A 23,877-nucleotide genomic window follows, 5' to 3' on the forward strand; every position below is an offset into this window, starting at 1 on the left:
GGGTCGGGGTTGTTCAGGGCTTGGCCAGGGAGACGGCCGGACCGTCCGGGCCGTCGTCGCCGGGGTCCGTGTGGCCGGTGGTGTCGAGGAGGGCGTCCAGGCACAGGGCAGGGTCGGCGGTCAGGTGAGAGGTGGCTTCCGCGATACGGGCGGCGTCGGCGTCCGAGACGTAGGGGGTGCGGATACGGGTGAAGCCAGGGCGGCCCTGCATCGCCATCACCGCAACCCCGACGTAGGCGGGGTCCTGCAAGGTGACCGGGCTGGCATCGGGCCAGTTGCGGATGTCGTCGCCCAGCGCAGCCACCGCGGCTTCCACCGTCTTCTGCGCGAACGACAGCCCCACCGGGCACACGTCACGGATGAACGTCGGGATGGCATCGCCCGTGGTCTTCTGGCTGATCAGGATCACCAGCACGCCGACGCTGCGGCCCTTCTTGACCAGGTCCTCCACCAGCCGGGCGTTCTCCGCCGTCAGCGCGGCCAGACGTTTCGTCTCGGCGTCGCTGCCCTTGTACTCGCGGAAGAACGTGTGCGCCTCATCGATAAGCACCACCGTGAGCGGCCACAGCCGCGAGGGTCCGACGTGCCACATGTTCTTCACGCCCAGCACGTCCCGGATGACCGACGACCGCCGCCGACGCAGCTGAACCAGGCGCTTGAACAGCGCGTTGGCCTCGTCCAGGTCGTCACCGCAGAACGCGAACATCCGCTTGACCAGGTCCGCGTAGTCGCCTTCCTCGGCCCGCGACACCTTCCCGTCGAAGCCCACGAACTGCACGGTCGCCGACGGCGCGAGGTCACAGACGAACTTGTTGATACCCGAGGTCTTGCCCGCACCGGGCGTGCCAGCCACGGTCACCCCGGGCACGTTCGCCAGGGACACGCACACTGGTGCGGCGTACTCGTCCACTCCCAGTTCCCAGCGCGCCACGTCCTCCTGCGGGCGGCCGGTGGGCCGGTGCTTGGCCGGCGTGGTCAACGGGTCGGAGCGCACGCCACGGATCACCACCCGGCCGGGCCCGTCCGGCAGCACGGAGACCCGCGTGCACCGCCAGGCATCCGCCAGGAACCGCGCCGCCTTCTGGTACTCTTCCAGCCCGACCTGCGGCAGGGTCCCGGCCCGGACGATCACGCCAAACTGGTCCGGCTTGACCTTGATCCTGGGAGTCAGCACCCGAGGCGCGGGGGCGGGACCGTCCTTCTGGGCGGTGAGCTGCGAGAGCAGGCCCGGCGTCTTGTCGGTGACCGTCAGCCCGGCCATCCGCGCCAGGCGCACCCAGCCCCAGCGGACCCGAACGGCCTGCCGCATGCTGACCCTCGTGCCCCGGTCGGCGCGGACGTAGCGCACGACGCCCCAGCACAGCCAGACGCCCGCCAGCATGGCAACGACCAGCAGCACCTGCGGTGCGTGATCGGTCAGGTTCTCCACGTCAGTCCCCCTCGGTCGCGCGTATCAGGTGCAGCACGTCGGCCAGGTCCAGCCCGGCCGCGTCCGCCGGGGCCAGGCCGAGCAGATCGAGCACTGCACCGGATGCGGAGAACGTCGCCTTGCCCTCGGTGCCCGGCAGAGGCCGCAGCACATGCAGCTCACGCTGCGGCCCCCGGCTGCCGAAGCCGGTCACTGCGCCGCCTCCGCCGCGACCAGTTCCAGGCGGGCGGCGCGGTAGGCGACGCCGTCGGAGAGCTGACCGTTGAAGATCCGCGCCCACGGGGTGGCGAACAGCTCCACCGGCCGCACCATCGCGCCCGGCTTCAGCCCGGCCGCCAGGCCCGTCTCCGGGACCGTGATCTTCAGGACCTCGGCCCGGCCGTCCTCCATGAGCATCACGGTCACGGTGTACAGCGACGCGCCGGTCTCCCGGTCGGTGGCGACCTCCCCGGTCTGCTGGTCCTTGATCTTCAGCACCGGCTCGGTGCCCGCGATGCACACCGCCGACGGCAGCAGAGCAACACGGATTCGAGACATGGCCATGCCATCACACCCCTTGATCGATGGAGCCGCTTGATCGACTCGGCACGACCATAACCGCACGCCCGCTACACTCGCAACACTCGATTCGTATCGATACACCTGTGCGTCTCGGACGCAGGGGCGGCCGGGTATGCCGTGGGTGCCGGTCCGCCGCTACCCTCGTGTCATGACGCTGCCCCTGGATCAGGACCCCCGGCCGCCCTACGTGCAGGCCGCCGACGTCCTACGCGCCGCCATCCGCGACGGCGAGCTACGTCCGGGCGAGCGACTGCCCTCCGCACGCGAGCTGCAACGGCGTTTCGGAATCGCGAGTTCGACGGTCCAGAACGCCCTGCGCCTGCTCAAAGAGGAGGGGCTGATCTACTCCGTCCTGGGGCGGGGCAGCTACGTGCGCGCCCAGGACAGCGAGACCGAGCCGGAAGAGAAAGAGTCCGCCGCAGGCGAGTCGGACCCCGCGTACGTCGGGCTCGGTGACCTTCGGCGGGGATGGCAGGTCGCACCCAGCGACGACCCCCGTCCCCCGTACGTGCAGACCGCGGACGCGCTCCGCAAGCAGATCCAAGACGGCCGGCTCGCACCGGGCGCCAAGCTTCCCTCCGCCCGCGAGCTGCAAGAGCAGTTCGGCATCGCCAACTCCACGGCGCAGAACGCCCTGAGGCTCCTCAAGGACGAGGGACTGATCTACTCGGTCCAGGGCAGGGGAGTGTTCGTCCGCCAACTCAGCCCGCACGACCAGTTCCTCAAGCGCTACCACGAGATGCTTGACCAGTCCCTGGCCCGGCGCCGCGCAGACGAAGAGGCCGTACGCCTCAGCGGCAAGACCGATGACGAGGTCGCCGCCGAACTGGAGGCCGCCGAGGAACGCTTCGCGAAGGCCAGCACCGAATTCGAAGCCGCCACAGCCCACCGCGACGCGATGCGAGCCGTCATGGAGCAACGCAAGCGCCTCAGCGGCGACTACACCCCTGAGGAAAAGGCCGCCAAGGCCCAACTTCTGCGCGACAGACTTACCGAAGGCCGACGCCGACGCTGACGCCGAACCGCGCCATGTCGCAGCAGCAGGCGACGACCTCTGGAGAGCTGTTCAGAGTTTCTTTACTTGATCAAGGCGGCCCGCTGGCGCGGGCCGCGCGCGCTCCGGCCCTGCGGGGCCGCCGCCCGCTCCTGTCTCCGCCCCGCTGGCGACGGCCCCGCCGGTCCGGCCGCGCAACAGCTCGTGCAGCGAAGCCTTCTGAGGCTCTGCCCCAGGCCCCGGCCCTCTCTCCGAGGGGGAGGGGGCCGAGTGCGGGTGCGGCGTCGTCGTGGTGTGCGGTCGGTGGCGCGGGAGGGGTCCCTCGTCGCTCGGTCACCGGAGGCGTACCAGGAACCCCCGGGGGCCGCCAAGGCCGAGCGCACGCGTCACGGGGTGAGCCTTGGCGGCCCCCGGGGAACCCTGGTCCGGCGAAGCTGCCCGACCGACGAGGGACCCCTCCCGCTCAGGCCAGCTCTGCCGGAGGCCCGGCCCCGCACTGACCGCCGCGTCGTGTTGGGTGGGCGATTGCTCCCTGGCGGGTATCTGCCGGATAGCCACCGGTTGACGCGCCCGTCCGGCGTACCGTGGCGCTGGAGGTGGTGAACGGGATGACTACGGAACTGGCCGACAACGTCCGTAAGTACCGGCGTCGCGCCGGGATGAGCCAGGAGGAACTGGCCCACGCCGCAGGCGTGTCACCGGGCACGGTGCGCAAGGTGGAGCAGGGCGGAACGGTCCGCATGGAGACGCTGCACGCCCTCGCACGCGCACTGGGGGTGACCACCGCCGCGCTGATGGCGTCGGACGCGCCTGAGCCCATAGGGCGGGCCGAGGAGCCGAACCGGTTCAACCTGATCCAGCTTCGCGCCGTGCTCACTCCAGCCGTCGGGCTCGTGGACCAGGACGCCGAAGTCGCAGGCGAGGAACCGAACCTGCGTACCTTCAGCCGTACGGTGCGAGACGCGCGGGAGCTGTACTTCTCCGACAGCTACAAGAGCGTCGCCGCCCAGCTTCCCGGCCTGCTGCGCGATGCCTCCCTGGCCGTGGCCTACTACGACAGCGGAGACGAACACAGGCAAGCCCTGCTTGCCCGGGCCGAGGCGCTGCGTCTGGCCGGCACGTACCTCACGCAGGTGAGGCAGTACGACATCGCGTACGCGGCCCTGAGCGGTGCCATCGAGGACGCCAAGCAGAGCGGAGACATGCTCGCGGCAGGCTCCGGCGTCGGCGGCATGTGCTGGCTGCTGGTGCGTCAGGGCCGACTGGACGAGGCGGAGCGGATCGCAGCCGAGAGCATGGACGCGGTTGAGCCGAAGATCACCGGGGCCGAGCCGGACCACTACGCGGTGTGGGGCGGTCTGGCCATGGAGGCCGCAGCCGCTGCCGCCCGGAACAACCGCCCGGACGAAGCCAAGGAGTACCGCAAGGCAGCGCGGGTGGCGGCAACCGCCGTCGGCACCGCGCACCGCAACCTCTCTCGCCACTGGTCCGTATTCGGGCCCGTCACCGCGGCCCTGAAAGCACTCGAAGACTCCATGGTCATCGGGGACGCCCGCGCGGTCGTGCGGAAAGCCGACGAGGAAGAAGCGCTGTCGCCCAGGGCGTGGAAGCGCCTGGGCAGGCCCAGCACAAACGACGGCAACCGCTTCACCCTCGACGTCGCGCGGGCCTACACGCGCACCGGAGACCTGTCGGCGGCGATGGACGAACTGACCCGTGTCCGAGCCACCGCCCCCGAGTGGCTCAGGCACCAGAACTCGGCCGCCGAAACCATGCAGGAGATCTTGAACAAGCGGAAGCGCACCCTGACGACGGAGATGCGGGACATGGCCGCCTACCTCGACGTTGTCGGATAGCTGCCACGAAGCGTGGTAGTTCGCAGACCCAGTGTCGCAAACTGCCGTGCCACTCACATGGAGTGACGGACAGTCAGGCATCTACGGTCACCGTGTCCCTATCAGCGACCCGACCGGGGGTACACGGTGAACAGGCCCAGAAGCGACGCGGACCGCATGCGGCGCAGGGAACTGTACGACGCGGCAACGGGGCTGGCGGGCCCCCGCTTACTTCCCTGGACCACCCCGGACGGGAACCCCTGCTACCTGAGCACCGACGGCAAGGGCTACCTGTCCACGCTCGCCGATAGCATCGAAGCCGTCCAACTCGGCATGGGCGAAGAGTTGCTGGAACACGCCCGCGAAGTCCTGACCCCCGGTGCGCGAGCGCTGTCGGCCACCGAGTACCGCTGGCTCGCCTCACGGCCGGCCGAGGCCCTTACCGACGCTCTCCGGGTGGCCGAATCGCGCGGACAGCGCATCCCGGACCCGCAGGAAGAGGCGGCCGAGCATGCCTGACACCGCAACCACGGGCACGCCGGCCCGGAAGCGCTACCGCTTCCGCGAATACCACGTGACCGCCGTCGTGGACCCCATGACCCTGCCCACCTTCGCGGCCGTCTGCGTCACCGGCGAAGACCACGACTGCGGCGCCACCTCCGGCGAACTCCACGCTGAGGACGAACTCACCCGCTGGATCGCCGAACACTGCGCCCAGACCGGCCACGACTTCTACCACCGCACCACCCGCGCCACCCTCCGAGCCGAACCCAACGCATGGCAGTAACAGGCCCTCCCGCCGCGCCCGCCGCCCGCGCCCCCTGACGGCAGTAGCGACGGCAACACCCACGGATTTCCCCGCACAACCACGGACACCAGCGGAACGCAAAACCCACGCTGACCAGCGAAGAAGCAGCTGGAGGGGTGCCGCGTAGCACACGTACTATGTACTCGCAGGCGCCACGCCCGTACTCGTGCACAATTGCAACACCACCATCACGCCTCGTCAGGTGAGTCTCATTAGGGAGGGACCACACGCGGATGCGTCAGTACCCGCAACCGGTGCAGAAGTGACTTCGGCTCAGTCTGAAGCTATGCAAGGACTGCGCTGCCATTCCTGTGGTGAGACTCCCGAAGGCGCTACGATGGTCGGAGATCATCAGCCACCTACAGGGCTCGCTCCTGACGCCTCACAGAATCTTTTTCCGCAGTGCCCAGCGTGCAGTCGAGGGCAGTCACGAGATCGCAAAAGCTGATGCGCGACCACTTCAATATGCCGGACCCTAGGGCGCCTGGCTACTATTCGAGACTAATGTCGATTCTGGACAGCCATACCGGCGGGTAGTTCAGAAGAGCTGGCGGGGGACGCCTCAGTGAGGCGGCCCCCGTTCCGTGCACTCAAGGGAGCAGGAAATGCGGATCGCGGCTGTTCAGATGCCGGTCAACAACCCGCATGTGATTTTTGGCTCGGCAGGGGTAGTGGAGGACTTTATTGAAATCCCGTCTCCTGAAGCGAGTCTCGTTAAAGGCGGCCACCTTGCCGCTCGGACGCGTGCGCAGGTGGCACCCGTACTGATCCAGGTCTGGCATGGCCCCCATCCGGATCTAGGAACAGTCGCCTTTGACGGACCCGCCTATCTGCCTGACGGGTCGCTGTTCGTTCTCGATGTTGAACGACTGACGATGTTTTCTCGCAAGTGCGGCGCTCCCGGTAGTCATCGCCTGACTGTCCGCGTGGATGACGTGGGTGAGGCGTCTAGAGTTGATCTGGTGCTGGATGGTGGGGAAAATCGGATGGAACTTTCCAGGATTGACGCCTACCCCCTGCCAGCCGTTTCAGGAGTTTCCACTCCCCTCGCGCCTGCTGATATCTTGAATCTAATCCTCTCGGATTTCGACCACCCTAAAGCACGCCTGGTAAATGCCATGGATCTGGTGATCCATGAGTGGGTGGCGGATGCCTCTCCGCGTGCCGCTGTGCGCCGTTCTTCTAGAGTCCGGCAAATCATTGAATGGATGCGGTGGGCGTTTCCACTTGTTGGTTTGGGTGAGCTTAAGCGGGTTGGTAGCGTGATTGACCGCGAGGTGGGAGGTATTACCGACCGCCGTGACGGCGAGCTCGCCGTCAGAATTTCAGACAGCTCACTAAAGGGGCTACTTTAAGAACGCCTAACACAATGAGGTGGATCGGTCCTGGAAGCCGTGCCCGTTCTGCGGGTTGGGTGTTGTCCAGGCCATGGGGCTTCACCGTGGATCGTGTCGGATCACCTGTGGGAACGGATCGAGCCGCTGTTGCCGAAGAAGGAGCGACGGTTCAGGTACCCGGGCCGCAAGCCGGTACCGGACCGGCAGGTGCTGTGCGGGATCCTCTTCGTCCTACACACCGGCATCCAGTGGGAATACTTGCCTCAGGAGCTCGGCTTCGGCTCGGGCATGACGTGCTGGAGGCGGCTGCGAGACTGGCACGAGGCCGGAGTCTGGCAGCGACTCCACGAAGTGCTGTTGGCCGAACTGAACGCCGCGGCCCGGCTCGACTGGTCGTGGGCGGTCGTCGATTCCAGCCACGTCAGGGCCCTAAAAAGGGGCTCCAGACGGGCCCGCCCCAGTCGACCGGGTCGGGCCGGCTCCAAGCATCACCTGCTCACCTACGGACACGGCACACCCCTCGCGGTCATCCTCACCGGCGGCAACCGCAACGACGTCACCCAGCTCATGGCCCTCCTCGATGCCATCCCAGCCGTCCGGGGCAGGCCCGGTCGGCCACGCCGCAAGTCCCAGGCCGTCTTCGCCGACCGCGGCTACGGCATCTACCGCGACCAGGTCCGGGCCCGCCGGATCATCCCCGTCATCGCCCGACGCGGCACACCCCACGGCAGCGGCCTGGGCGTCTACCGATGGGTCGTCGAGCGCACGTTCGCCTGGCTCCACGGCTTCAAACGACTTCGTGTCCGCTGGGAACGCCGAGCGGACACGACGAAGCCTTCCTCAAGCTCGCCTGCTGCCTGATCGCCCACCGCCAAACACTGTCGCTTACCTGACAGGCCTCCGCCCATGTCAGAAGGCGGGCCCGGCAAACTGATCGCATGAACCGCGACGACCTGGAGGCCGTACTCGATCGAGACGGCAGCACTTTGGCGCGTGCCGCCCTGGCCGAACTCCAGGGAGGCGTGGACTTTGAGTTCTCCGAAGCCAAAGCTCCTCTGCGCGCCTCCTCTGGGCCATCTGGTCTGGCCGGCACCAGAACTTGCTCGACGATGGAGCCGCCCCTTGGCCCGGACTGGCCGAAGCCGTCGGCAGACTCCATGCCGAGGGAACAGACCGGATCTACTCGGCCAAAATCATCGGGTCACAACAGCGGTTCATCGTCTTCCTCACCGAAGACCTCACCCGCTGCATCGCCTGTATGTAGTCGGCCATCTCATTGTGTTAGGCCCTCTTAGAACTCCTAACGAAATGATCTTCGGGGTGGTTGGATCGCTCCGGGACCGTTGATCTGGGGGTGCGGGGTGGCTCGGCGGAAGCCTTGGGATGTCGATGACGAGCTGTGGGCGGTGATCGAGCCGCTGCTGCCTAAGGTTGAGCGGCGGGCCCGGCATCCGGGACGCAAACGGCATCCAGACCGGCTGGTGTTCCAGGGCACCAAGGCAGGGGTGTGGCCTCGGCTGCACGCGGTGCTGCTGGCCGAACTCCGCGGTGCGGACGCCCTGGACTTCTCCTTGGCGGCGGTCGACGGATCCCACATCCGGGCGTTAAAGGGGGATCCAAGACCGGACGAAGCCCCGTCGACCGGGGCAGGTCGGGCAGCAAGCATCACCTGATCACCGACGCCACCGGCATCCCGCTCGCCGCCACCCTGACCGGCGGCAACCGCAACGACGTCACCCAGCTGATCCCACTTCTCCAGGCCGTGCCGCCCGTGCGGGGCAATCGCGGCCGGCCCCGGCGCCGCCCGGACGTAGTGCTGGGCGACCGTGGCTACGACCACGACAAGTACCGCCGCCTGGTCCGGGACCTCGGCGTGAAACCGCTGATCGCCCGCCGCGGCACCGAACACGGCTCCGGACTCGGCACCCAGCGCTGGGTCGTGGAGCGCGCGTTCGCCCATCTGCACTGGTTCCGTCGCCTGCGGATCCGCTGGGAGATACGCGACGACATCCACGAAGCCTTCCTCACCCTCGGATGCGCACTCATCTGCTGGCGACGCCTGAAGTCATTGCGATAGGAGTTCTTAGGGGCGCACTTGGCCACGTAGGCGGCGACAGGCTAGTCGGTCAATTCGGCGTCGGTGCCGAAGGCTGCGATCTCGCGTACGCCGAGCTGCTCGCCCCAGGCAAGTTCCCGTTCCCCGACCGCATCCGACACGACGGTTACGCGGACGCGGGCGGCAGCAGCCCGGATGGCATCGGCGAGCAAGGTGACGGTGGCGGAGCGCGGTGGGGGCTGAGTGCTGCCGCCCGGGCCGTCGAGCCGGATCACGGCGTGGAAGCGGACCAGGCCACACTTCTGGTACTCGGCGACCTTGGCGAAGGAGACCCGCAGGACGGCGGGGGCGTCCTTCTGGGTGAGCCCGAGGCGAGCGGCGATCTCACGGCGCAGGTAGATCGTGAACCGAGCCCACAGCGCGGAGGCATGGGCATTGAACAGGACCGCGCCCGCGTAGTCGTACGCCGCCGGGTTCAGCGGGGTGCCGAGCAGGGCGTCCGTGGGCTCGTGGAGCTTGCGGCAGCGACAGGGCCGGGCACCGCCGTCCGTGTTGGTGGGGCGGTTGTGGACGGGGCCGAAGGAGGGGGCGGTGAGGGTGGCGAAGACGCGGGAGTGGGTGCGGACGGTATCGGGGACGGTCTTGCCGCCGGTCAGGCCGGCGCGGATGAGGTGGTAGGTGTCAACGGCGTAGATGCGGGAGCAGGCCGCGCAGCGTGAGGACCGCCGGTTGCCGCATGCGGTGAGCAGGCTTCCCGTGGGTTCGTCGGAGGAGGAGTAGGAGCGCAATACAGCACCTCGCGGATCAGCGAGGAGCGCCGCTTGCGCAGCTCCACCAGCCGCCTGAACAGCGCGTTCGCTTCGTCCAGGTCGTCACCGCAGAACGCGAACATCCGCTTATCCAGGTCGGCGTAGTCGCCCTCCGATGCCCGCGACACCTTCCCGTCCACGCCCACGAACTGCACCGCCGGGGAGGGCGCGAAGTCACAGACGAACTTGTTGATCGTTGAGGTCTTGCCCGCGCCGGGGGTGCCGGCCACGGTCACGCCGGGAACGTTAGCCAGGGACACGAAACCTGCGCGGCGTACTCGTCCACTCCCAGTTCCCAGCGCGCCACGTCCTCCTGCGGGCGGCCGGTGGGTCGGTGCTCGGTCGGCGTGGTCAACGGGTCGGAGCGCACGCCCCGGATCACCACCGGGCCGGGCCCGTCTGGCAGGACGGAGACCCGCGTGCACCGCCAGGCATCCGCCAGGAACCGCGCCGCCTTCTGATACTCCTCCAGCCCGACCCTCGGCAGGGTCTTGGCCCGCACGATCACCCCGAACTGATCCGACTTCACCTTGATCCGGGGAGTCAGCACCCGAGGCGCGGGGCAGGACCGTCCTTCTGCGCGGTGATCTGCGCGAACAGGCCCGGCGTCTTGTCGGTGACCGTCAGCCCCGCCATCCGCGCCAACCGCACCCAGCCCCAGCGGACCCGGACAGGACAAACGCAGCTGCTTTGACATCCAGCCACGTAGCATCCCGCGCAGCTCACCAGATCAGCCCTTCAGCCAGCCTGCATGTTCAGCACTCCACGATGCGCGTGCGGACAACAACCGAGGAAGATCCCGTTCTGGTCGGCAAGGGTCTGAACTGCTGGGCACTCACCGAGCACCCGCCGGGGCGGGCCGTCCAACGCGCTCACCATGCGACCGCGCTCCTCATTCGAAAGACGAGTCAACAGGCGCACAACCCGGCCGAGGTCGTCCTCGCCCAACGTCACCTCTCACCCGCAAGGTCGAGATCAGGCTTGGGTACCTCGGCAGGAGCCTCGACCGGCTGAGGCCGGCGCCACGGATGAACGATCGGATGGGACACCCCGCGCCACCAGGCGTCAGACGGCAACTTCCCCGCAGGCTCGAAGGGCTCGCCGGGGCGCGGGAACGCCACCGCCTGGCCGGCCTCGTCGGCGGAGTCCCTCGTCCATTCCCCCGGCTCGGCCCACGGGTGCGGGGCGAGGTTGAACGTGCCCCAGTGGATCGGCAGCAGGACCCCGGCGGGGCCGCCGCCCTGGAGGTCCAGGTGCCGCTCCGATGTCCTTGAAGCCGGAGAAGTAGCCCGTGTCCCCGCTGTGGAAGATCCGGATGCTCGGGCCCGCCACCACCCAGGACGCCCAGAGGGTCATCTGGCGGTTGCGCAGCCCGCGCCCGCAGAAGTGCCGGGCCGGGGTGGCCGTGAGTCGCAGGTCGCCGATCTCGGTGGACTCGTTCCAGTCCAGCTCGCGCAGCCGGGAGGCGGGCACGCCCCAGCGCTCCAGGTGCGCGCCGACGCCCAGCGGCACCGCGAAGACGGTGTCGGTGGCGGCCAGCTCCTTGATCGTCGGCAGATCGAGGTGGTCGTAGTGGTCGTGCGAGATCACGACGACGTCGACCGGCCCGAGCGCGGCCAGCGGCGCGGGCACCGGGTGGAGGCGCTTGGGCCCCGCGAAGGGGAACGGGGAGCAGCGCTCGCCCCAGACCGGGTCGAAGAGGACCCGGTGGCCGTCGATCTCGGCGAGGACGCCGGAGTGCCCCATCCAGGTCAGCCGCAGGCCGGTCGCCGGTGCCTTGGCCAGGTCGGCGACGGTGGTGGGGTGGACGGGGATCGTGCCGGTGGGGGCGCGGCGCGAGCGTCCTTCCTTGTCGAAGTAGATCTTGGCGAACTCGACGCCGGAGCCGGAGGGCCCGCGTCGGGCCGCTTCCGGGTTCTGGAAGATCCCGTCCGCGAAGTTCGGCGAGCGGTGGATACGGGCGAGGCGCTCGCCCGCGGGGTCCGCGCCGAAGGACTCGGGGCGCAGCGCGCGCAGCCGCGCCCGCGGCGAACGGTCGGAGCCGGTACCGGTCACAGGACCTCCTGATCTCTGGGGGTCGTTCCATTATGGGCGGCCCGCGCGGCGAACGGTCGGGGCGGAACCACGCCGCCCCGTCACGGGTGGCGGGGGCGGCGGTCCGCACGGTCCTGCATACTGAACCGCTGTTCAGTACGACCCACCCGCCGGCCCGCCCCTCCCGAGGAGATCCGCCATGAGTTCCGCCCCCTTGATGTCCGTCGACTGGACCGACCACGTGACCGGCCGCAGCGGGTACCTGGTGGTCGACCGGCTGGTGCGCGGAGTGGCCAGCGGGGGCCTGCGGATGCGGGCGGGGTGCACGGCGGAGGAGGTCGCGGGGCTCGCCCGCGGCATGACCATGAAGGAGGCCCTGCACTACGACGAGAAGGCCCGGTACGTCCCGCTGGGCGGCGCGAAGGGCGGCATCGACTGCGACCCCCGCTCCCCCGAGGCCTACGGCGTCCTGGTGCGCTATCTGCGGGCGATGCGGCCGTACGTCGAGCGGTTCTGGACCACCGGGGAGGACCTGGGGCTCACCCAGGACCTGGTCGACCGTGCCGTGGCCGAGGCGGGGCTGGTCTCCTCGGTGCAGGCCGTGTACCCGCTCCTGGACGACGAGGCGGCCGCCCGGCGGCGGCTCGCCGACGCCTTCGCGATCGACGTCGACGGCATCGGCCTCGACGAGCTGGTCGGCGGCCTCGGGGTCGCCGAGTCCGTGCTCGTCGCCCTCGACCGGGCCGGCCGGGAGTACGCGGGGACCCGGGTGTCCCTGCAGGGGCTCGGCACGATGGGCGGGGCGACCGCCCGCTTCCTGGCACGGGAGGGGCTGCGGGTGGTGGCCGTCGCCGATGTCCGGGGCACGATCGTCAACCCCGACGGTCTCGACGTCGAGGCGCTGCTCGCGGCCCGCGACGCCCACGGCACCGTCGACCGGGCCGTGCTGCGGCCCGGTGACCGCGAGGAGGCCGGGGACGCCTGGCTGACCGCTGACGCGGAGGTCCTGGTCCCGGCGGCCGTCTCGTACGCCGTCGACGCCGGGAACCAGGACCGGATCACGGCCCGCTGGATCGCGGAGGCGGCCAACATGCCGGTGCTTCCGGAGGCCGAGGAGGCGCTCGCCGCGCGCGGGGTGACCGTGCTGCCGGACGTGGTCGTGAACTCGTGCACCAACGCCTGGTGGTGGTGGACCCTCTTCGGAGACATCGAGGCCGACGCCGACCAGGCCTTCGACCGGGTGCGCCGGTCGATGCGGACCCTCGTCGGCGGGATGCTCGACCGCGCGGCGGCGGACGGCACGAGCCCGCGCGCCGCGGCGCACGCGCTGGTGGCGGAACGTCTGCCGGTGATCGCCGAACGTTACGGCTGGTACTGATCCGGTGCTCCTAGGCCGGCCGCGCGGCGGAGCCGTTGATGATCATGCCCTTGTCATGTGCTGTGTAGGCTGACCGGCGTGGCGAGAGTGCGGTTGAGCGTGGCCGAGCGGCGGGACGAGCTGCTGCGGGCCGCCGTCGGACAGATCGAGGCGCGGGGCGTCGCCGCCGTCCGGATCTCCGACGTGGCCTCCGCCCTCGGGGTGAGCAACGCCCTGGTGCTCTACCACTTCTCCTCCAAGGAACAGCTGGTCGGCGCCGCCTTCACGCACGCCGCCGAGGCCGACCTCGCCCAGCTGCGCCGGCTGCTCGGGCGCCGTACCAGTGCGGTGCGACGGCTGCGGGCCGCCGTCCGCTGGTACGCCCCGACCGGCCAGGCCAAGGGCTGGCGGCTGTGGATCGAGGGCTGGGCGGCCTCGCTGCGCGACCCGGAGCTCCGGCGGGTCGCCGCCTCCCTCGACCAGGAGTGGAAGGCGGCGCTGGCCGCGGTGATCACGGAGGGCGCCGCCGCCGGGGAGTTCCGCTGCGCGGACCCGGAGGCCGCGGCCTGGCGGCTCACCGCCTTCCTCGACGGCCTCGCCGTACAGACCACCGCGTACGCCGGCTCCCTCTCCCGCACCGCGATGCTGCGCTGGGCGGACGAGGCCCTCGTCAGGGAACTCCACCTCCCGGACGAGGACGGCGAGGCGTCCGGGAGTGAGGAGTCCGGGGCGGAGGGAACGGGGGCGGAGGAATCCGGGGCCGAGGAGTCCGCGAGCGGGGAGATCTGCGACGGAGAGGGTTAGCGTCCGCCCCGCACCCGTCAGATCAGCTCGTACACCGCCGACACCGTGACGTGCTCCTCGATCTCGCCCGGCGCGAGCGGCACGCTCGGCTCGTCGGCCGAGATGTTGGGCGCCGCTCCGGGGCCGGGGCGCACCGACTCGCCCTCGCTCAGCGAGACGAGCCGGCCGAGCCGGTGACCGCTGAGCCGGGCGTGCTGCGCCGCCTTGTCGTAGGCGTCCTTGTAGGCCGCCTCCCGCGCCCTCACCCGCAGGGCCGAGGGGTCGGCGACGTCGAAGACGACGCCGTTGATCCGGCCCGCGTCGCCGGTGGCGTCGTTGACCGCCCCGATGACCTGGCCCGTCCTGTCGATGTCCCGGACCTTCACGGAGAAGGACTGGCCGGCCTGGTAGCCGGTCACCTTGCTCTCGCCCTCGGCGGTCTGGGTGTAGACCGGGGACAGCGAGAGGCTGTCGGTACGGATGTCCCGGTCGGCGATGCCCTGCTTGTGCAGGACGTCGAGGAGGGTCTCGGCGGCGGTCTTCTGCGCGGCCATCGCCTCCTTCGCGGTCTTGCGGGTGGCCTCGACGCCGATGGACACGATCGCCAGGTCGGGGGCCGCGGCGGCGTGGCCGTTGCCGGTGACGGTGACCGTCGCGGGCGTCTCCGCGCGTGCCGCGCCGCGGAGTGCCGTCCGCTCGGGCGCGGCGGCCAGGGCGGGGGCGGCGGTCCCGACGAGGAGGCCGCCGAGCACGGCGGTGGCGGCGAGCAGTCGGGCGGTACGGGCGGCGCTGGGCCGACGGATCGTCACGGGCGGTCCCTTCGAGGATGGGTGCCGGGGCTCCGGCGGGCACATCCCAGCACCCGGCGCCGCCACCACCCGTACGCCACTCCTGACGGCGGCTCGCTTCACCTCTTTCGTACCAGCCGGGCCCGCCCCGTCCTCGCCCCTGACGTGTCCTCAGGTCTGGACGAGCGGTGCGTACGCGTCGGCGTGCAGACCGAAGGTCCAGGCGACCCCCTGGCGCGCGGTCCGGGTGGTCGGCGGCACCCGCAGCCAGTAGGTGCGGTGGCTCCCGTCGGGTTCGGGCGTGGAGTTGACGACCTCGACCATCACCACGTCCTCGTCGTCGGGCAGTCCGATCCGCCAGAGGACACCCGTCTCGTCCTGGTGCTCGTGCCGGGCGCCGGAGGCGGCGAGGTAGCGGTCGTAGCCGTAGTACTCCAGCATCACGCGCCGCAGTTCGGCGTTCTCCTCCTGCCGTATCCGCTCGGGGGTGAGTCCGGGGAGCGCGGCCAGGAACTCCGCGGGCACGGTCATGCCCCGCCAGGCGTGCAGGGCGAATCCGTCGGGGTAGGCGAGTGCGGGGCCGTCGCCCCGGTCGAGCCGGCCGGCCTCGTCGCGGTGGAGTTCGACGGGACGCTCGCAGATCACGGCGGCGTGCTCGTACGGCCACCACCAGCCGGCGTTCTCGGCGACGGCGGCGAGGCCCGCGAGGCGCTCACCGTGCCCGTCGAACGCGGCGAGCCAGGCGGCGTCGTGCTGGCCGAGCACCGCGTCGAGCAGGACGAGACGGACGTCGCCCGGCCCTTCGTCCCCTTCCTCCTCCGCCTCGACGGCCTCGGTGACCCCCGCCCGTATCCGGTCGGCGAGGGCCCGTGTGAGGTCCCAGAGCACCGCTCCGGTCGACTGCCAGTGCGCCGCCCAGCCGGCGGGCCCCAGGGTGTCGTGGAGGCGGCGGCGCTCCTCGGCCCACGGCCGGGTGCGCACCTCGTCGCGTACCGAACGGCCCGGGTCGGCGAGGCGGTTCAGGAGCGCGACGGCCTCGACGGGCGAGTCCGCCCAGAGGACGCGGTCCGGTTCGGCGAGTCCGGCCGTGCGGTAGGCGAGCCGTACGCCGGCCTCGGCGGCGGCCCGGTCGGCGGGCCCGGTGGCCGCGGCGACGGAGCGCCACTTGTCCTGTGCGGTGGTGCGGTTCATGTCGGTGTCCCCCAGGTTCTCGTGCGGTCGGATGCGCGTGCTCGTGCGGTCAGTCGGCGACGATCCGGTACGCGCCGGGCACGTACTCCCGCTGGCGGACGACCCGGTACCAGCCCTTGGGCAGCGCGATCGGCGCGTGCTCCTCGTGCACCACCCGGCCGCCCTCGGGGAGTTCGAGCAGGAGCGGACCGTAGGGCCCCGGATCCCGGACGAGCCGGCCGGGGCCGGGGATCGCGTGGGCGTGCCGGGTGACCTCGCCGAGCGCGAGGACCAGCCGTCCCCTGGCGTCCCTGGGCTCCCCCGCCGCCGTCCTGGCGCGTTCGGGCACGGCGGTCTCCTCGACGGGCGCGATCAGCACGTCTCCCTGCCGGTACATGGCTCTCCCTCCCCGTCCGGCCGGTGCGGCCGAACCTGGTGAAGACGCTAGAGGGCGGGTCTGACAACGGGCCCCGAAGGAGTTCCCGCCCCCGTCGAACGGACCCGGCGGAGGGCGTTGTCGGTGCCGCTTGGTAGAACTCTTGGCATCCGCCGATCCACGCCGTCCGTTGCCGGGAGCGCCGTCATGACCATTGACCACCACCTGAAGGAATTCCACGGACTTCCCGTGTTCGAGTTCCCCGACGAGGACGCGCGGGGCGAGCTGCCCGGTGCGGCGGACGTGGCCTGGCGGATCTCCACGCCCACGTACCGCGACCCCGAGGACGAGGAGTGGGGGCCGCGTTTCGAGCGGTTCCTGAAGGCGGTGGACCCGGGTCGGGTGCGGGCCGTGGTCGTCGGCGGCTGGGACGAGGCGTACGACACCTCGTCCGCCGCCATCGTCACCGCGCTCATGGCCGCCAACAACCGGCTCACCGGTCTGGAGGCCGTGTTCCTCGGGGACATGGAGGCCGAGGACTGCGAGATCTCGTGGATCGTGCAGTCCGACGTGACCCCGCTGCTGGCCGCCTACCCGGCCCTGCGGGAGCTTGCGGTCCGCGGCGGCACGAGCCTGGTCTTCCCTTCGGTGCGGCACACCGGCCTGGAGTCCCTGACCGTGGAGTCGGGCGGCCTGGGCGCCGACGTCGTGCGCGGGATCGTGGGCAGCGACCTGCCCGCCTTGAAGAGGCTGGAACTGTGGCTCGGCACCGACGAGTACGGCGGTGACAGCACGGTCGAGGACCTGGCGCCGCTGCTCTCGGGCTCGTCGTTCCCGGCCCTGCGCTCCCTCGGCCTGTGCAACAGCGTGATCCAGGACGCCGTCGTCGGCGCCGTGGCGGGCGCCCCGGTCCTCGCCCGGATCGAACAGCTCGACCTGTCCATGGGCGTGCTCACCGACGAGGGCGCGGCGGCCCTGCTCGACGGTCAGCCGCTGACCCATCTCAGCCGTCTCGACCTCACCCACCACTACCTCTCGGAGGCCATGGCGGACCGGCTCCGCGCCGCCCTCGAACCGCACGGCGTGACCGTCGTCATCGACGACCCGCAGGACCCGGACGACGACGGCGACGAGGTCTACCGGTACGTCGCGGTCGCCGAATGACCGCCCGCCCGTGCCTCGTGGTCGTCGGCGATCCGGCGGGCCGTCGCGTCGCGTTCTTCCAGGACGCGCTGCGGTCCGCCGGGCTGCCCGAGGCGCGGGCGGTGTCCTGGCCCGAAGTGCTGCGCGGCACGGCGCGGTTCGCCGCGGGCGAGACCGTGCGTCTGGACTCGCCGGGCGAGGACCCGGAGGCCGACCGGCTGCTCCGGGGGGTCGCGGAGCCGTCGCGGGTCGAGGGCACGGGCCGCTGGTACGCGCGGTTCGTCGCCGCGACCGCGGAGCTGGCCGGGGTGGTCGCGGGTTCGGGCGCCGTCCTCGTCGACGACCCGGCCGACCTGGCGGCCCTGTTCGACAAGCGGCTGAGCCACGGTCTGCTGAGCGCCGCCGGAGTCCCGGTGCCCGAGTCCCCGACCTCCGGGCCGGCCGCCCCCGCCGTACGCGGCTGGGCCGACGTGAAGGCCCTGACCGCCGCGGCCGGCATGCGCCGGGTGTTCGTGAAGCTCGCGCACGGGTCCTCCGCCTCGGGCGTCCTGGCGGTCGGGACGAACGGCGCGGGGCGGATCGAGGCGACCACCTCGGTGGAGCGCGGGCCCGGCGGACAGCTGTACAACTCCCTGCGGGTGCGCCGCTACACGAGCGAGAGCGAGGTCGCGGCGATCGTGGACGCCCTCGCCCCCGACGGTCTGCACGTCGAGCGCTGGCTGCCCAAGGCCACCCAGGACGGCCGGGCCGCCGACCTGCGGGTGGTCGTCGTCGACGGGCGGGCCACCCATGCGGTGCTCCGTACCAGCCGCTCCCCCATGACCAATCTGCATCTGGGCGGCGCCCGGGGCGATCTGGACGCGGCGCGCGCCGCGATTGGCGCGGCCGGCGGGCGGTGGGCGGACGCGCTCGCGGTGTGCGAGCGGGCCGCGGCCGTCTTCCCCGGTACCCGGTGCGTGGGCGTGGACCTGCTGCCCTCGACGGGCTGGCGCCGCTTCGCCGTGGGCGAGGTCAACGCCTTCGGGGATCTGCTCCCGGGCCTCACGGGCCTGCCCGGCAGCGGGGCGGAGGGCCTCGACACATACGCGGCCCAGGTCGCGGCGCAGTTCCCCGCCCCTCTCACGAAGCACACCGCCACCGCGCCGACCACAACTCCTGGCACCAACACCAACACCAGCACCAGCACCAGCACCAGCACCACAGGAACGAGCACCGCGTGAACCAGCCCGACATGAACACGATCGTCGGAAGCCACGATCTGCTCCTCGTCACCCTCGACACGCTCCGGTACGACGTGGCGGTGGAGCTGGCGGCCGAGGGCCGCATCCCGAACCTGGCCCGCCATCTCCCCGGCGGGACCTGGGAGCGGCGGCACGCGCCGGGCAGCTTCACGTACGCCTCCCACCAGGCGATCTTCGCCGGGTTCCTGCCGACACCGGCCGCCCCGGGCCCGCACCCCCGCCTGTTCGCGGCCCGTTTCGCGGGCAGCGAGTCGACCGCCGACGGCACCTTCGTCCACGACACCCCGGACTTCGTCTCCGCCCTCGCGGGCGCGGGCTACCGGACGGTGTGCGTCGGCGGCGTCGGCTTCTTCAACAAGCAGCCGCCGCTCGGCTCCGTGCTCCCCGACCTCTTCCAGGAGAGCCACTGGGAGCCCTCCTTCGGCGTGGCCTCCCCGACCTCCATCGAGTCGCAGGTCGCGCGCGCCGAGGAGGTCGTCGCCGGGCTTCCCCATGACCGGCGGCTGTTCCTCTTCGTCAACGTGTCCGCGCTGCACCAGCCCAACTGGTTCCACCTGCCGGGCGCGACCCGCGAGGCCGGTGACTCCCGGGCCACCCACGCGGCCGCCCTCGTCCACGTCGACCGGCACATCGGGCGGCTCTTCGCCGCGATGAGCAGCCGCCGCCCCTGTTTCGCGATCGTCTGCTCCGACCACGGCACCGCCTACGGGGAGGACGGCCACACCGGCCACCGGCTCGGCCACGAGGTCGTCTGGACCGTCCCGTACGCGCAGTTCGAGCTGGCGGGCCCGCAGCCGGAGGCCGGGGCATGAGCGAGCTCGTCACCCCGCGCCCGTACCGGAGCTACGTCTACGCGTACCCGCACAAGACGGCCTACCGGCCGCTGCCCGCCCCCGGGCCGTCCCTGGCCGAGCTCTGGCGGGACGAGCCGAAGGACGCCCTCTCCCTCTACGCGCACATACCGTTCTGCGAGGTCCGCTGCGGCTTCTGCAACCTCTTCACCCGCATCGGCGCCCCGGACGAGCTGACGGCCCGCTATCTCGACGCCCTCGACCGTCAGGCCACCGCCGTGCGCGAGGCCCTCGGGGACGGCGCGCCGGTGCGGTTCGCGACGGCCGCGTTCGGCGGCGGCACGCCCACCTTCCTCACCGCCGCCGAGCTGGAGCGGCTCTGCGACATCGCCGAGAAGCGGATGGGGGCGGATCTGCGGGCGGTGCCGCTCTCCGTGGAGACCTCGCCCTCGACGGCGACCGCCGACCGCCTCGCGGTCCTCGCCGAGCGGGGTGCGACCCGGCTCAGCATCGGCGTACAGAGCTTCGTGGAGGCCGAGGCACGGGCGGCGGTCCGGCCGCAGCGCCGGTCCGAGGTCGAGGCGGCGCTCGGCCGTATCCGGGAGACCGGCGTCCCCGTGCTGAACATCGACCTGATCTACGGGATCGACGGCCAGACGGAGCGCTCCTGGCGGCTTTCGCTGGACGCGGCCCTCGCCTGGCGGCCCGAGGAGCTGTACCTCTACCCGCTGTACGTACGCCCGCTCACCGGCCTCGGCCGGATCCAGGACCCCGCGGCCGCCGACCGCGCCTGGGACGAGCAGCGCCTCCGGCTCTACCGGTACGGCAGGGACCATCTCCTCGCCCGCGGCTACGAACAGGTGTCGATGCGGATGTTCCGGCGTGCGGACGCCGGCCCCTCCGGTCCGGACGACTACGCCTGCCAGACGGACGGCATGATCGGCCTGGGCTGCGGGGCCCGCTCGTACACCTCCGCCCTGCACTACTCCTTCGACTACGCCGTCGACATGCGGAGGATCCGCACGATCATCGACAGCTACACGGAGACGGAGGACTTCTCACGCGCCCGGCACGGGTACGGGACGACCGGGGCCGAGGCCCGGCGCCGTCATCTCCTCCAGTCCCTGCTCCAGGCGGAGGGGATGCCCGTCGACGGGTACGCGGAGCGGTTCGGCTCCTCCCCCTTCACCGACTTCGGCCCGGAGCTGGCCCGGTTCGAGGGCTACGGCTGGCTGGACACGGCGGCCCCGGCGGGGCTGCTGCGGTTGTCCCCGGAGGGCCTCGCGCACTCCGACGGGCTCGGCCCCGAGCTCTTCTCCCCCGCCGTACGGGCCGCGATGGCCGCGTACGAGACGAAGTAGGCGCGACCGTGGACCTGACACCGCCCCCGGGCCCCGCCCCGGCCCCCGGCATGGACCTGACGCTGCTCTACCGCGGCCCGCTCTCCTCCTGCGACTTCGACTGCCCCTACTGTCCCTTCGCCAAGCGCCGGGACAGCCGGGAGCAGCTGCGCGCGGACCGGGCCGCGCTCGACCGGTTCACCGGGTGGGCCGCCGGGCAGACCGGCGACCGGCTGCGGATCCTCTTCACCCCGTGGGGCGAGGGCCTCGTCCGCTCCTGGTACCGGCGGGCACTCGTGGAGCTGTCGCGTCTTCCGCACGTCGAGCGGGTGGCCATCCAGACCAATCTGAGCTGCCGGACCGACTGGCTGGCGGAGGCGGACCCGGAGAGCGTGGCGCTCTGGTGCACGTACCACCCGGGGCAGACGCCGTACGAGCGCTTCCTCGGCAAGTGCGGTGAGCTGGCCGACCGGGGCATCCGGTTCAGCGTCGGCGTGGTGGGCCTGCCCGAGCACGCGGAGGACGCCCGCCGGCTGCGGGCGGCGCTTCCGGCGCACGTCTACCTCTGGGTGAACGCGGCGGAGGGGCACACGTACACCGACGCGGAGGCGGCCGAGTGGACGCGGATCGACCCGCTCTTCCCGTACAGCCGTCATCCGCACCGCTCGGGCGGGCTGCCCTGCCGGACCGGGGAGTCGGTGATCTCGGTGGACGGCGAGGGAACGGTTCGCCGCTGCCACTTCGTGAAGGCGGAGCTGGGGAACCTGTACGACGGTTCGTACCGCGCCGCCCTGCGCCCGCGCGCCTGTCCGCTCGCCGTCTGCGACTGTCACATCGGCTACGTGCATCTGGAGACGCTGCCGCTGTACGACGTGTTCGCCGGCGGGGTCCTGGAGAGGATCCCCGCCGGCGTACGGCCGTCGGTCGTGCCCCTGACTACAGGGGCATGAGGTCCGGGCGCTTGGCCTCGACGTGGTCGCCGGAGCTCTCACCGCGCAGTCGGCGCCCGATCCACGGCACGAGGTACTCCTTCGCCCAGTGGATGTCGTCGCGGCGCACTTCGAGCGTGCCGCGCGGGGGAACCGGCGGCCACGCCTGGTCCGGGTCGGCGGGGACCGGCATGCCGAGGACCTGGGCGGCGCGGAGCGCGACCCGGGTGTGGCCGTCGGGCGAGAGGTGCAGCCGGTCGTCGTCCCAGGCGCGCCGGTCCTGGACGGACTTCAGCGACCAGAGGTCGAGGACGGGACAGCCGTAGCGGTCGGCGATGGCCCGGACGTGTCCGTTGTAGGTGGCGATCTTGCCGCGCAGGTGCTTGAGGAGGATCACGTCGCGGGTGTCGAAGCCGGTCGTCACCATGACGGTGCCGACGGCGGAGGTCAGGTCGGCGACGGCGCGCTCGAAGCGCTCGGCGACCTCGTCGGGGTCCGTGCCGGGGCGGATGATGTCGTTCCCGCCGGCGCAGAAGGTCACCAGGTCGGGGGCGAGTTCCTTCGCCCGGGGGACCTGTTCCGCCACGATCTGGTCGAGGAGGCGCCCGCGTACGGCCAGGTTGGCGTAGCGGAAGGCGTCGTGCTCCGGCAGCTGGTCGGCGAGCAGCACCGCGAAGCGGTCCGCCCAGCCGACGTAGGTCCCGTCGGGCCCGGGGTCTCCGACGCCCTCGGTGAAGCTGTCACCGATCGCCGCGTACGACCCGAATGCGTTCTCGTCTGTTGATCTCGAATCGTCTGCCACGGGAGCACATCCTTCCCTTTCGGATGTGACCTACGCGACCGTAAGGAGGGGTTGACGCCGGGTGACATATGCCACCGATAAAGAATTCACCAAGACGGAATACCTCGGCGGCCCGGCACATACGTGCCGGGCTGCTGGCGGAGGTAGGCCAGCGGGTCGACGTCGGAGCCGTAGTTCGGCGAGGTGCGGATCTCGAAGTGCAGGTGCGGCCCGGTGGAGTTGCCGGTGGAGCCGGAGAGGCCGATCTGCTGGCCGCCGCTGACGGACTGGCCGGCGGAGACGGAGAGGGAGGAGAGGTGGGCGTACTGCGAGTAGTTGCCGTCGGCGTGCTGGATGACGATCTCGTTGCCGTAGGCGCCGCTCCAGCCGGCGGAGACGACCGTGCCGGCGCCGACGGCGCGGACGGTGGTGCCGGAGGAGGCGATGAAGTCGACACCGGTGTGGTAGCCGGAGGACCACATGGAGCCGGAGGCGTGGTACGGGGTGGAGAAGCCGCCGCCGCTGACGGGCGTGACCCAGCCGGAGGCGGAGGCCTGGGCGCCGGAGTCCGAGGAGCCGGAGGACTGCGAGGTGGAGGCGGAGTCCGAGGTGGCGGCGGCCGGGGCGGCCGCGCGCTCGGAGCCGCGGGAGGCGCGCGTGGTGTCGCCGGAGCTCTTCTCGGAGTCCTTGCGCTCGGCCTTCGGAGCGGCCTTGGCGGTGCTCTTCGGGGCGGCGGCGGGGGCGGTGCTCTTGGCGCCGAGGGTGAGCTTCATGCCGGGCAGGATGAGCGAGGGGTTCTCGCCGACGACCTGGCGGTTGTCCTCGTACAGCTTCTGCCAGCCGCCGGTGAGGTGGTGCTCGGCGGCGATCTTCGAGAGGTAGTCGCCGCGGACGACGGCGTACGTCTTCGGCGCGGCCTTCGCCGCGGTGGGCGCGGCCTGGACGGCGGCGGCCTTCACGTGGGCGGCGGCGGTGACGGCCTGGGCGGGGGCGGCGGCCGGGGCGGCCTGCTCGGCGGCGTGGGCGCCGGTGGCTCCGAGGAGCGGGAGGGCGACGACGGCGCCTCCGGTGCCGGCCGCGGCGATGCCACGGGCCAGGCGGTTGGGCTTGGTGCGGCGGTGCTTACCCTGTGCGGGCATGGCGAATTCCTCTCCGGCGCCTGCGAGGTGAGCTGTCGGGTTCGGACTGGAGATGTCCGGCCGCGTTCTCACGCGGCTTCACCCCGAGCCGTCCTTCTTCGAGGGGTCGGCGACTTACCTGGGTCCCCCGCTCCTGCCTTGGTACGGGTGAGTGCGGATTCCGGTCGGTGGCAGGA

General features: G+C 71.3%; 22 protein-coding genes, 3 pseudogenes and 1 riboswitch. Of the genes and pseudogenes, 14 read left to right on the forward strand and 11 right to left on the reverse strand.

Annotated elements, in window-relative coordinates; translation table 11 throughout:
• Positions 1-13 precede the first annotated feature (13 nt).
• From ASD33_RS21075 to ASD33_RS21085, 3 genes are read right to left on the reverse strand one after another with little or no spacing between them, the layout of a single operon-like run.
• Positions 14-1,429, reverse strand: a complete 1,416-nt coding sequence (locus ASD33_RS21075; protein ID WP_199863561.1) for an FtsK/SpoIIIE domain-containing protein — start codon at positions 1,427-1,429, stop codon at positions 14-16.
• Position 1,430: 1 nt separating this feature from the next.
• Complete coding sequence (locus ASD33_RS21080; protein ID WP_056562511.1) at positions 1,431-1,622, reverse strand: hypothetical protein; 192 nt, start codon at positions 1,620-1,622, stop codon at positions 1,431-1,433.
• Positions 1,619-1,972 carry a hypothetical protein gene (locus ASD33_RS21085; protein ID WP_056562514.1) on the reverse strand — a complete coding sequence of 118 codons (354 nt, stop codon included), beginning with the start codon at positions 1,970-1,972 and terminating at the stop codon, positions 1,619-1,621. Before ASD33_RS21085 ends, ASD33_RS21080 begins: the two co-directional genes overlap by 4 nt.
• Before the next feature lie 166 nt (positions 1,973-2,138).
• Between ASD33_RS21085 and ASD33_RS21090 the strand changes: the two genes are divergently transcribed.
• From ASD33_RS21090 to ASD33_RS34380, 7 genes and pseudogenes are all read left to right on the forward strand, one after another.
• Positions 2,139-3,005: a GntR family transcriptional regulator gene (locus ASD33_RS21090; RefSeq protein WP_079044938.1), complete on the forward strand. Its 867-nt coding sequence runs from the start codon at positions 2,139-2,141 to the stop codon at positions 3,003-3,005.
• A gap of 587 nt (positions 3,006-3,592) precedes the next feature.
• Entirely contained in the window at positions 3,593-4,840 is a 1,248-nt protein-coding gene (locus ASD33_RS21095) for a helix-turn-helix transcriptional regulator (protein ID WP_056563160.1), read from the forward strand.
• A 156-nt stretch (positions 4,841-4,996) separates the two neighbouring features.
• Positions 4,997-5,338, forward strand: coding sequence for a hypothetical protein (locus ASD33_RS21100; RefSeq protein ID WP_056562520.1), 342 nt, complete (start codon positions 4,997-4,999; stop codon positions 5,336-5,338).
• On the forward strand, positions 5,331-5,606 hold the full coding sequence (locus ASD33_RS21105) for a hypothetical protein (protein ID WP_056562523.1): 276 nt from the start codon (positions 5,331-5,333) through the stop codon (positions 5,604-5,606). Before ASD33_RS21100 ends, ASD33_RS21105 begins: the two co-directional genes overlap by 8 nt.
• A gap of 626 nt (positions 5,607-6,232) precedes the next feature.
• Positions 6,233-6,982, forward strand: a complete 750-nt coding sequence (locus ASD33_RS35535; protein WP_157870064.1) for a hypothetical protein — start codon at positions 6,233-6,235, stop codon at positions 6,980-6,982.
• A 48-nt stretch (positions 6,983-7,030) separates the two neighbouring features.
• A protein-coding gene (locus ASD33_RS21110) for an IS5 family transposase (protein ID WP_242427163.1) occupies positions 7,031-7,857 on the forward strand; the annotation gives its coding sequence in 2 pieces (ribosomal slippage) (positions 7,031-7,790 and positions 7,790-7,857; 828 coding nt in all).
• A gap of 468 nt (positions 7,858-8,325) precedes the next feature.
• Positions 8,326-9,041: pseudogene (locus ASD33_RS34380) on the forward strand (IS5 family transposase).
• Between the two features lie 44 nt (positions 9,042-9,085).
• Here ASD33_RS34380 and ASD33_RS36415 read toward each other — a convergent pair.
• From ASD33_RS36415 to ASD33_RS21130, 3 genes and pseudogenes are all read right to left on the reverse strand, one after another.
• Positions 9,086-9,811 (reverse strand): annotated as a pseudogene (locus ASD33_RS36415) (replication initiator); the annotation flags it as partial.
• A 250-nt stretch (positions 9,812-10,061) separates the two neighbouring features.
• Complete coding sequence (locus ASD33_RS36950; protein ID WP_347232295.1) at positions 10,062-10,358, reverse strand: hypothetical protein; 297 nt, start codon at positions 10,356-10,358, stop codon at positions 10,062-10,064.
• A gap of 421 nt (positions 10,359-10,779) precedes the next feature.
• Positions 10,780-11,884, reverse strand: a pseudogene (locus ASD33_RS21130) (MBL fold metallo-hydrolase).
• A 178-nt stretch (positions 11,885-12,062) separates the two neighbouring features.
• Here ASD33_RS21130 and ASD33_RS21135 point away from each other — a divergent pair.
• Positions 12,063-13,241: a Glu/Leu/Phe/Val dehydrogenase dimerization domain-containing protein gene (locus ASD33_RS21135; protein WP_056562526.1), complete on the forward strand. Its 1,179-nt coding sequence runs from the start codon at positions 12,063-12,065 to the stop codon at positions 13,239-13,241.
• Positions 13,242-13,319: 78 nt separating this feature from the next.
• The gene (locus ASD33_RS21140; protein WP_056562529.1) at positions 13,320-14,024 is read left to right on the forward strand and encodes a TetR/AcrR family transcriptional regulator; all 705 of its coding nucleotides are present in this window, start codon (positions 13,320-13,322) and stop codon (positions 14,022-14,024) included.
• A gap of 17 nt (positions 14,025-14,041) precedes the next feature.
• Here ASD33_RS21140 and ASD33_RS21145 read toward each other — a convergent pair whose 3' ends face one another.
• The 3 genes from ASD33_RS21145 to ASD33_RS21155 all read right to left on the reverse strand — a co-directional run bounded on the left by ASD33_RS21145 (position 14,042) and on the right by ASD33_RS21155 (position 16,358).
• Positions 14,042-14,812, reverse strand: coding sequence for an SIMPL domain-containing protein (locus tag ASD33_RS21145; protein WP_056562532.1), 771 nt, complete (start codon positions 14,810-14,812; stop codon positions 14,042-14,044).
• A 150-nt stretch (positions 14,813-14,962) separates the two neighbouring features.
• Entirely contained in the window at positions 14,963-15,982 is a 1,020-nt protein-coding gene (locus ASD33_RS21150) for a DUF6745 domain-containing protein (RefSeq protein ID WP_056562535.1), read from the reverse strand.
• 49 nt (positions 15,983-16,031) lie between these two features.
• Positions 16,032-16,358, reverse strand: coding sequence for a hypothetical protein (locus ASD33_RS21155; RefSeq protein WP_056562538.1), 327 nt, complete (start codon positions 16,356-16,358; stop codon positions 16,032-16,034).
• 186 nt (positions 16,359-16,544) lie between these two features.
• On the opposite strand from ASD33_RS21155, the gene ASD33_RS21160 reads away from it, so the two are divergent.
• Genes ASD33_RS21160 through ASD33_RS21180 form a run of 5 tightly spaced genes read left to right on the forward strand, consistent with a single transcriptional unit; the run spans position 16,545 to position 21,802 of the window.
• Positions 16,545-17,501, forward strand: a complete 957-nt coding sequence (locus ASD33_RS21160; RefSeq protein ID WP_056562541.1) for an STM4015 family protein — start codon at positions 16,545-16,547, stop codon at positions 17,499-17,501.
• Positions 17,498-18,700 (forward strand): STM4014 family protein, encoded by a 1,203-nt coding sequence (locus tag ASD33_RS21165; protein WP_056562544.1) that lies wholly within the window; start codon positions 17,498-17,500, stop codon positions 18,698-18,700. The genes ASD33_RS21160 and ASD33_RS21165 overlap by 4 nt, the downstream gene beginning before the upstream one ends.
• Before the next feature lie 11 nt (positions 18,701-18,711).
• Positions 18,712-19,533: an STM4013/SEN3800 family hydrolase gene (locus ASD33_RS21170; RefSeq protein WP_056563172.1), complete on the forward strand. Its 822-nt coding sequence runs from the start codon at positions 18,712-18,714 to the stop codon at positions 19,531-19,533.
• Positions 19,530-20,873, forward strand: a complete 1,344-nt coding sequence (locus ASD33_RS21175) for an STM4012 family radical SAM protein (protein WP_056562547.1) — start codon at positions 19,530-19,532, stop codon at positions 20,871-20,873. Before ASD33_RS21170 ends, ASD33_RS21175 begins: the two co-directional genes overlap by 4 nt.
• A 50-nt stretch (positions 20,874-20,923) precedes the next feature.
• A complete protein-coding gene (locus tag ASD33_RS21180; protein ID WP_056563175.1) occupies positions 20,924-21,802 on the forward strand; it encodes an STM4011 family radical SAM protein in 879 nt (292 codons plus the stop codon).
• Here ASD33_RS21180 and ASD33_RS21185 read toward each other — a convergent pair.
• Positions 21,789-22,583: an SGNH/GDSL hydrolase family protein gene (locus ASD33_RS21185; RefSeq protein ID WP_056562548.1), complete on the reverse strand. Its 795-nt coding sequence runs from the start codon at positions 22,581-22,583 to the stop codon at positions 21,789-21,791. The two genes, ASD33_RS21180 and ASD33_RS21185, sit on opposite strands and share 14 nt — an antisense overlap.
• 86 nt (positions 22,584-22,669) lie before the next feature.
• The gene (locus ASD33_RS21190; RefSeq protein WP_056562551.1) at positions 22,670-23,701 is read right to left on the reverse strand and encodes a M23 family metallopeptidase; all 1,032 of its coding nucleotides are present in this window, start codon (positions 23,699-23,701) and stop codon (positions 22,670-22,672) included.
• A gap of 4 nt (positions 23,702-23,705) precedes the next feature.
• Positions 23,706-23,861, reverse strand: a riboswitch (cyclic di-AMP (ydaO/yuaA leader).
• Positions 23,862-23,877: the final 16 nt, after the last annotated feature.

The sequence above is a fragment of the Streptomyces sp. Root1304 genome (genome assembly GCF_001426405.1).
GTDB lineage: Bacteria > Actinomycetota > Actinomycetes > Streptomycetales > Streptomycetaceae > Streptomyces.

What these genes read in the sequence shown, in the direction of transcription:
- ASD33_RS21085 (WP_056562514.1), bottom strand. Translation starts at nt 1,972, where the DNA reads ATGGCCATGTCTCGAATCCGTGTTGCTCTGCTGCCGTCGGCGGTGTGC.
- ASD33_RS21090 (WP_079044938.1), top strand. Translation starts at nt 2,139, where the DNA reads ATGACGCTGCCCCTGGATCAGGACCCCCGGCCGCCCTACGTGCAGGCC.
- ASD33_RS21095 (WP_056563160.1), top strand. Translation starts at nt 3,593, where the DNA reads ATGACTACGGAACTGGCCGACAACGTCCGTAAGTACCGGCGTCGCGCC.
- ASD33_RS21100 (WP_056562520.1), top strand. Translation starts at nt 4,997, where the DNA reads ATGCGGCGCAGGGAACTGTACGACGCGGCAACGGGGCTGGCGGGCCCC.
- ASD33_RS21105 (WP_056562523.1), top strand. Translation starts at nt 5,331, where the DNA reads ATGCCTGACACCGCAACCACGGGCACGCCGGCCCGGAAGCGCTACCGC.
- ASD33_RS35535 (WP_157870064.1), top strand. Translation starts at nt 6,233, where the DNA reads ATGCGGATCGCGGCTGTTCAGATGCCGGTCAACAACCCGCATGTGATT.
- ASD33_RS21135 (WP_056562526.1), top strand. Translation starts at nt 12,063, where the DNA reads ATGAGTTCCGCCCCCTTGATGTCCGTCGACTGGACCGACCACGTGACC.
- ASD33_RS21150 (WP_056562535.1), bottom strand. Translation starts at nt 15,982, where the DNA reads ATGAACCGCACCACCGCACAGGACAAGTGGCGCTCCGTCGCCGCGGCC.
- ASD33_RS21155 (WP_056562538.1), bottom strand. Translation starts at nt 16,358, where the DNA reads ATGTACCGGCAGGGAGACGTGCTGATCGCGCCCGTCGAGGAGACCGCC.
- ASD33_RS21160 (WP_056562541.1), top strand. Translation starts at nt 16,545, where the DNA reads ATGACCATTGACCACCACCTGAAGGAATTCCACGGACTTCCCGTGTTC.
- ASD33_RS21165 (WP_056562544.1), top strand. Translation starts at nt 17,498, where the DNA reads ATGACCGCCCGCCCGTGCCTCGTGGTCGTCGGCGATCCGGCGGGCCGT.
- ASD33_RS21170 (WP_056563172.1), top strand. Translation starts at nt 18,712, where the DNA reads ATGAACACGATCGTCGGAAGCCACGATCTGCTCCTCGTCACCCTCGAC.
- ASD33_RS21175 (WP_056562547.1), top strand. Translation starts at nt 19,530, where the DNA reads ATGAGCGAGCTCGTCACCCCGCGCCCGTACCGGAGCTACGTCTACGCG.
- ASD33_RS21180 (WP_056563175.1), top strand. Translation starts at nt 20,924, where the DNA reads ATGGACCTGACGCTGCTCTACCGCGGCCCGCTCTCCTCCTGCGACTTC.
- ASD33_RS21190 (WP_056562551.1), bottom strand. Translation starts at nt 23,701, where the DNA reads ATGCCCGCACAGGGTAAGCACCGCCGCACCAAGCCCAACCGCCTGGCC.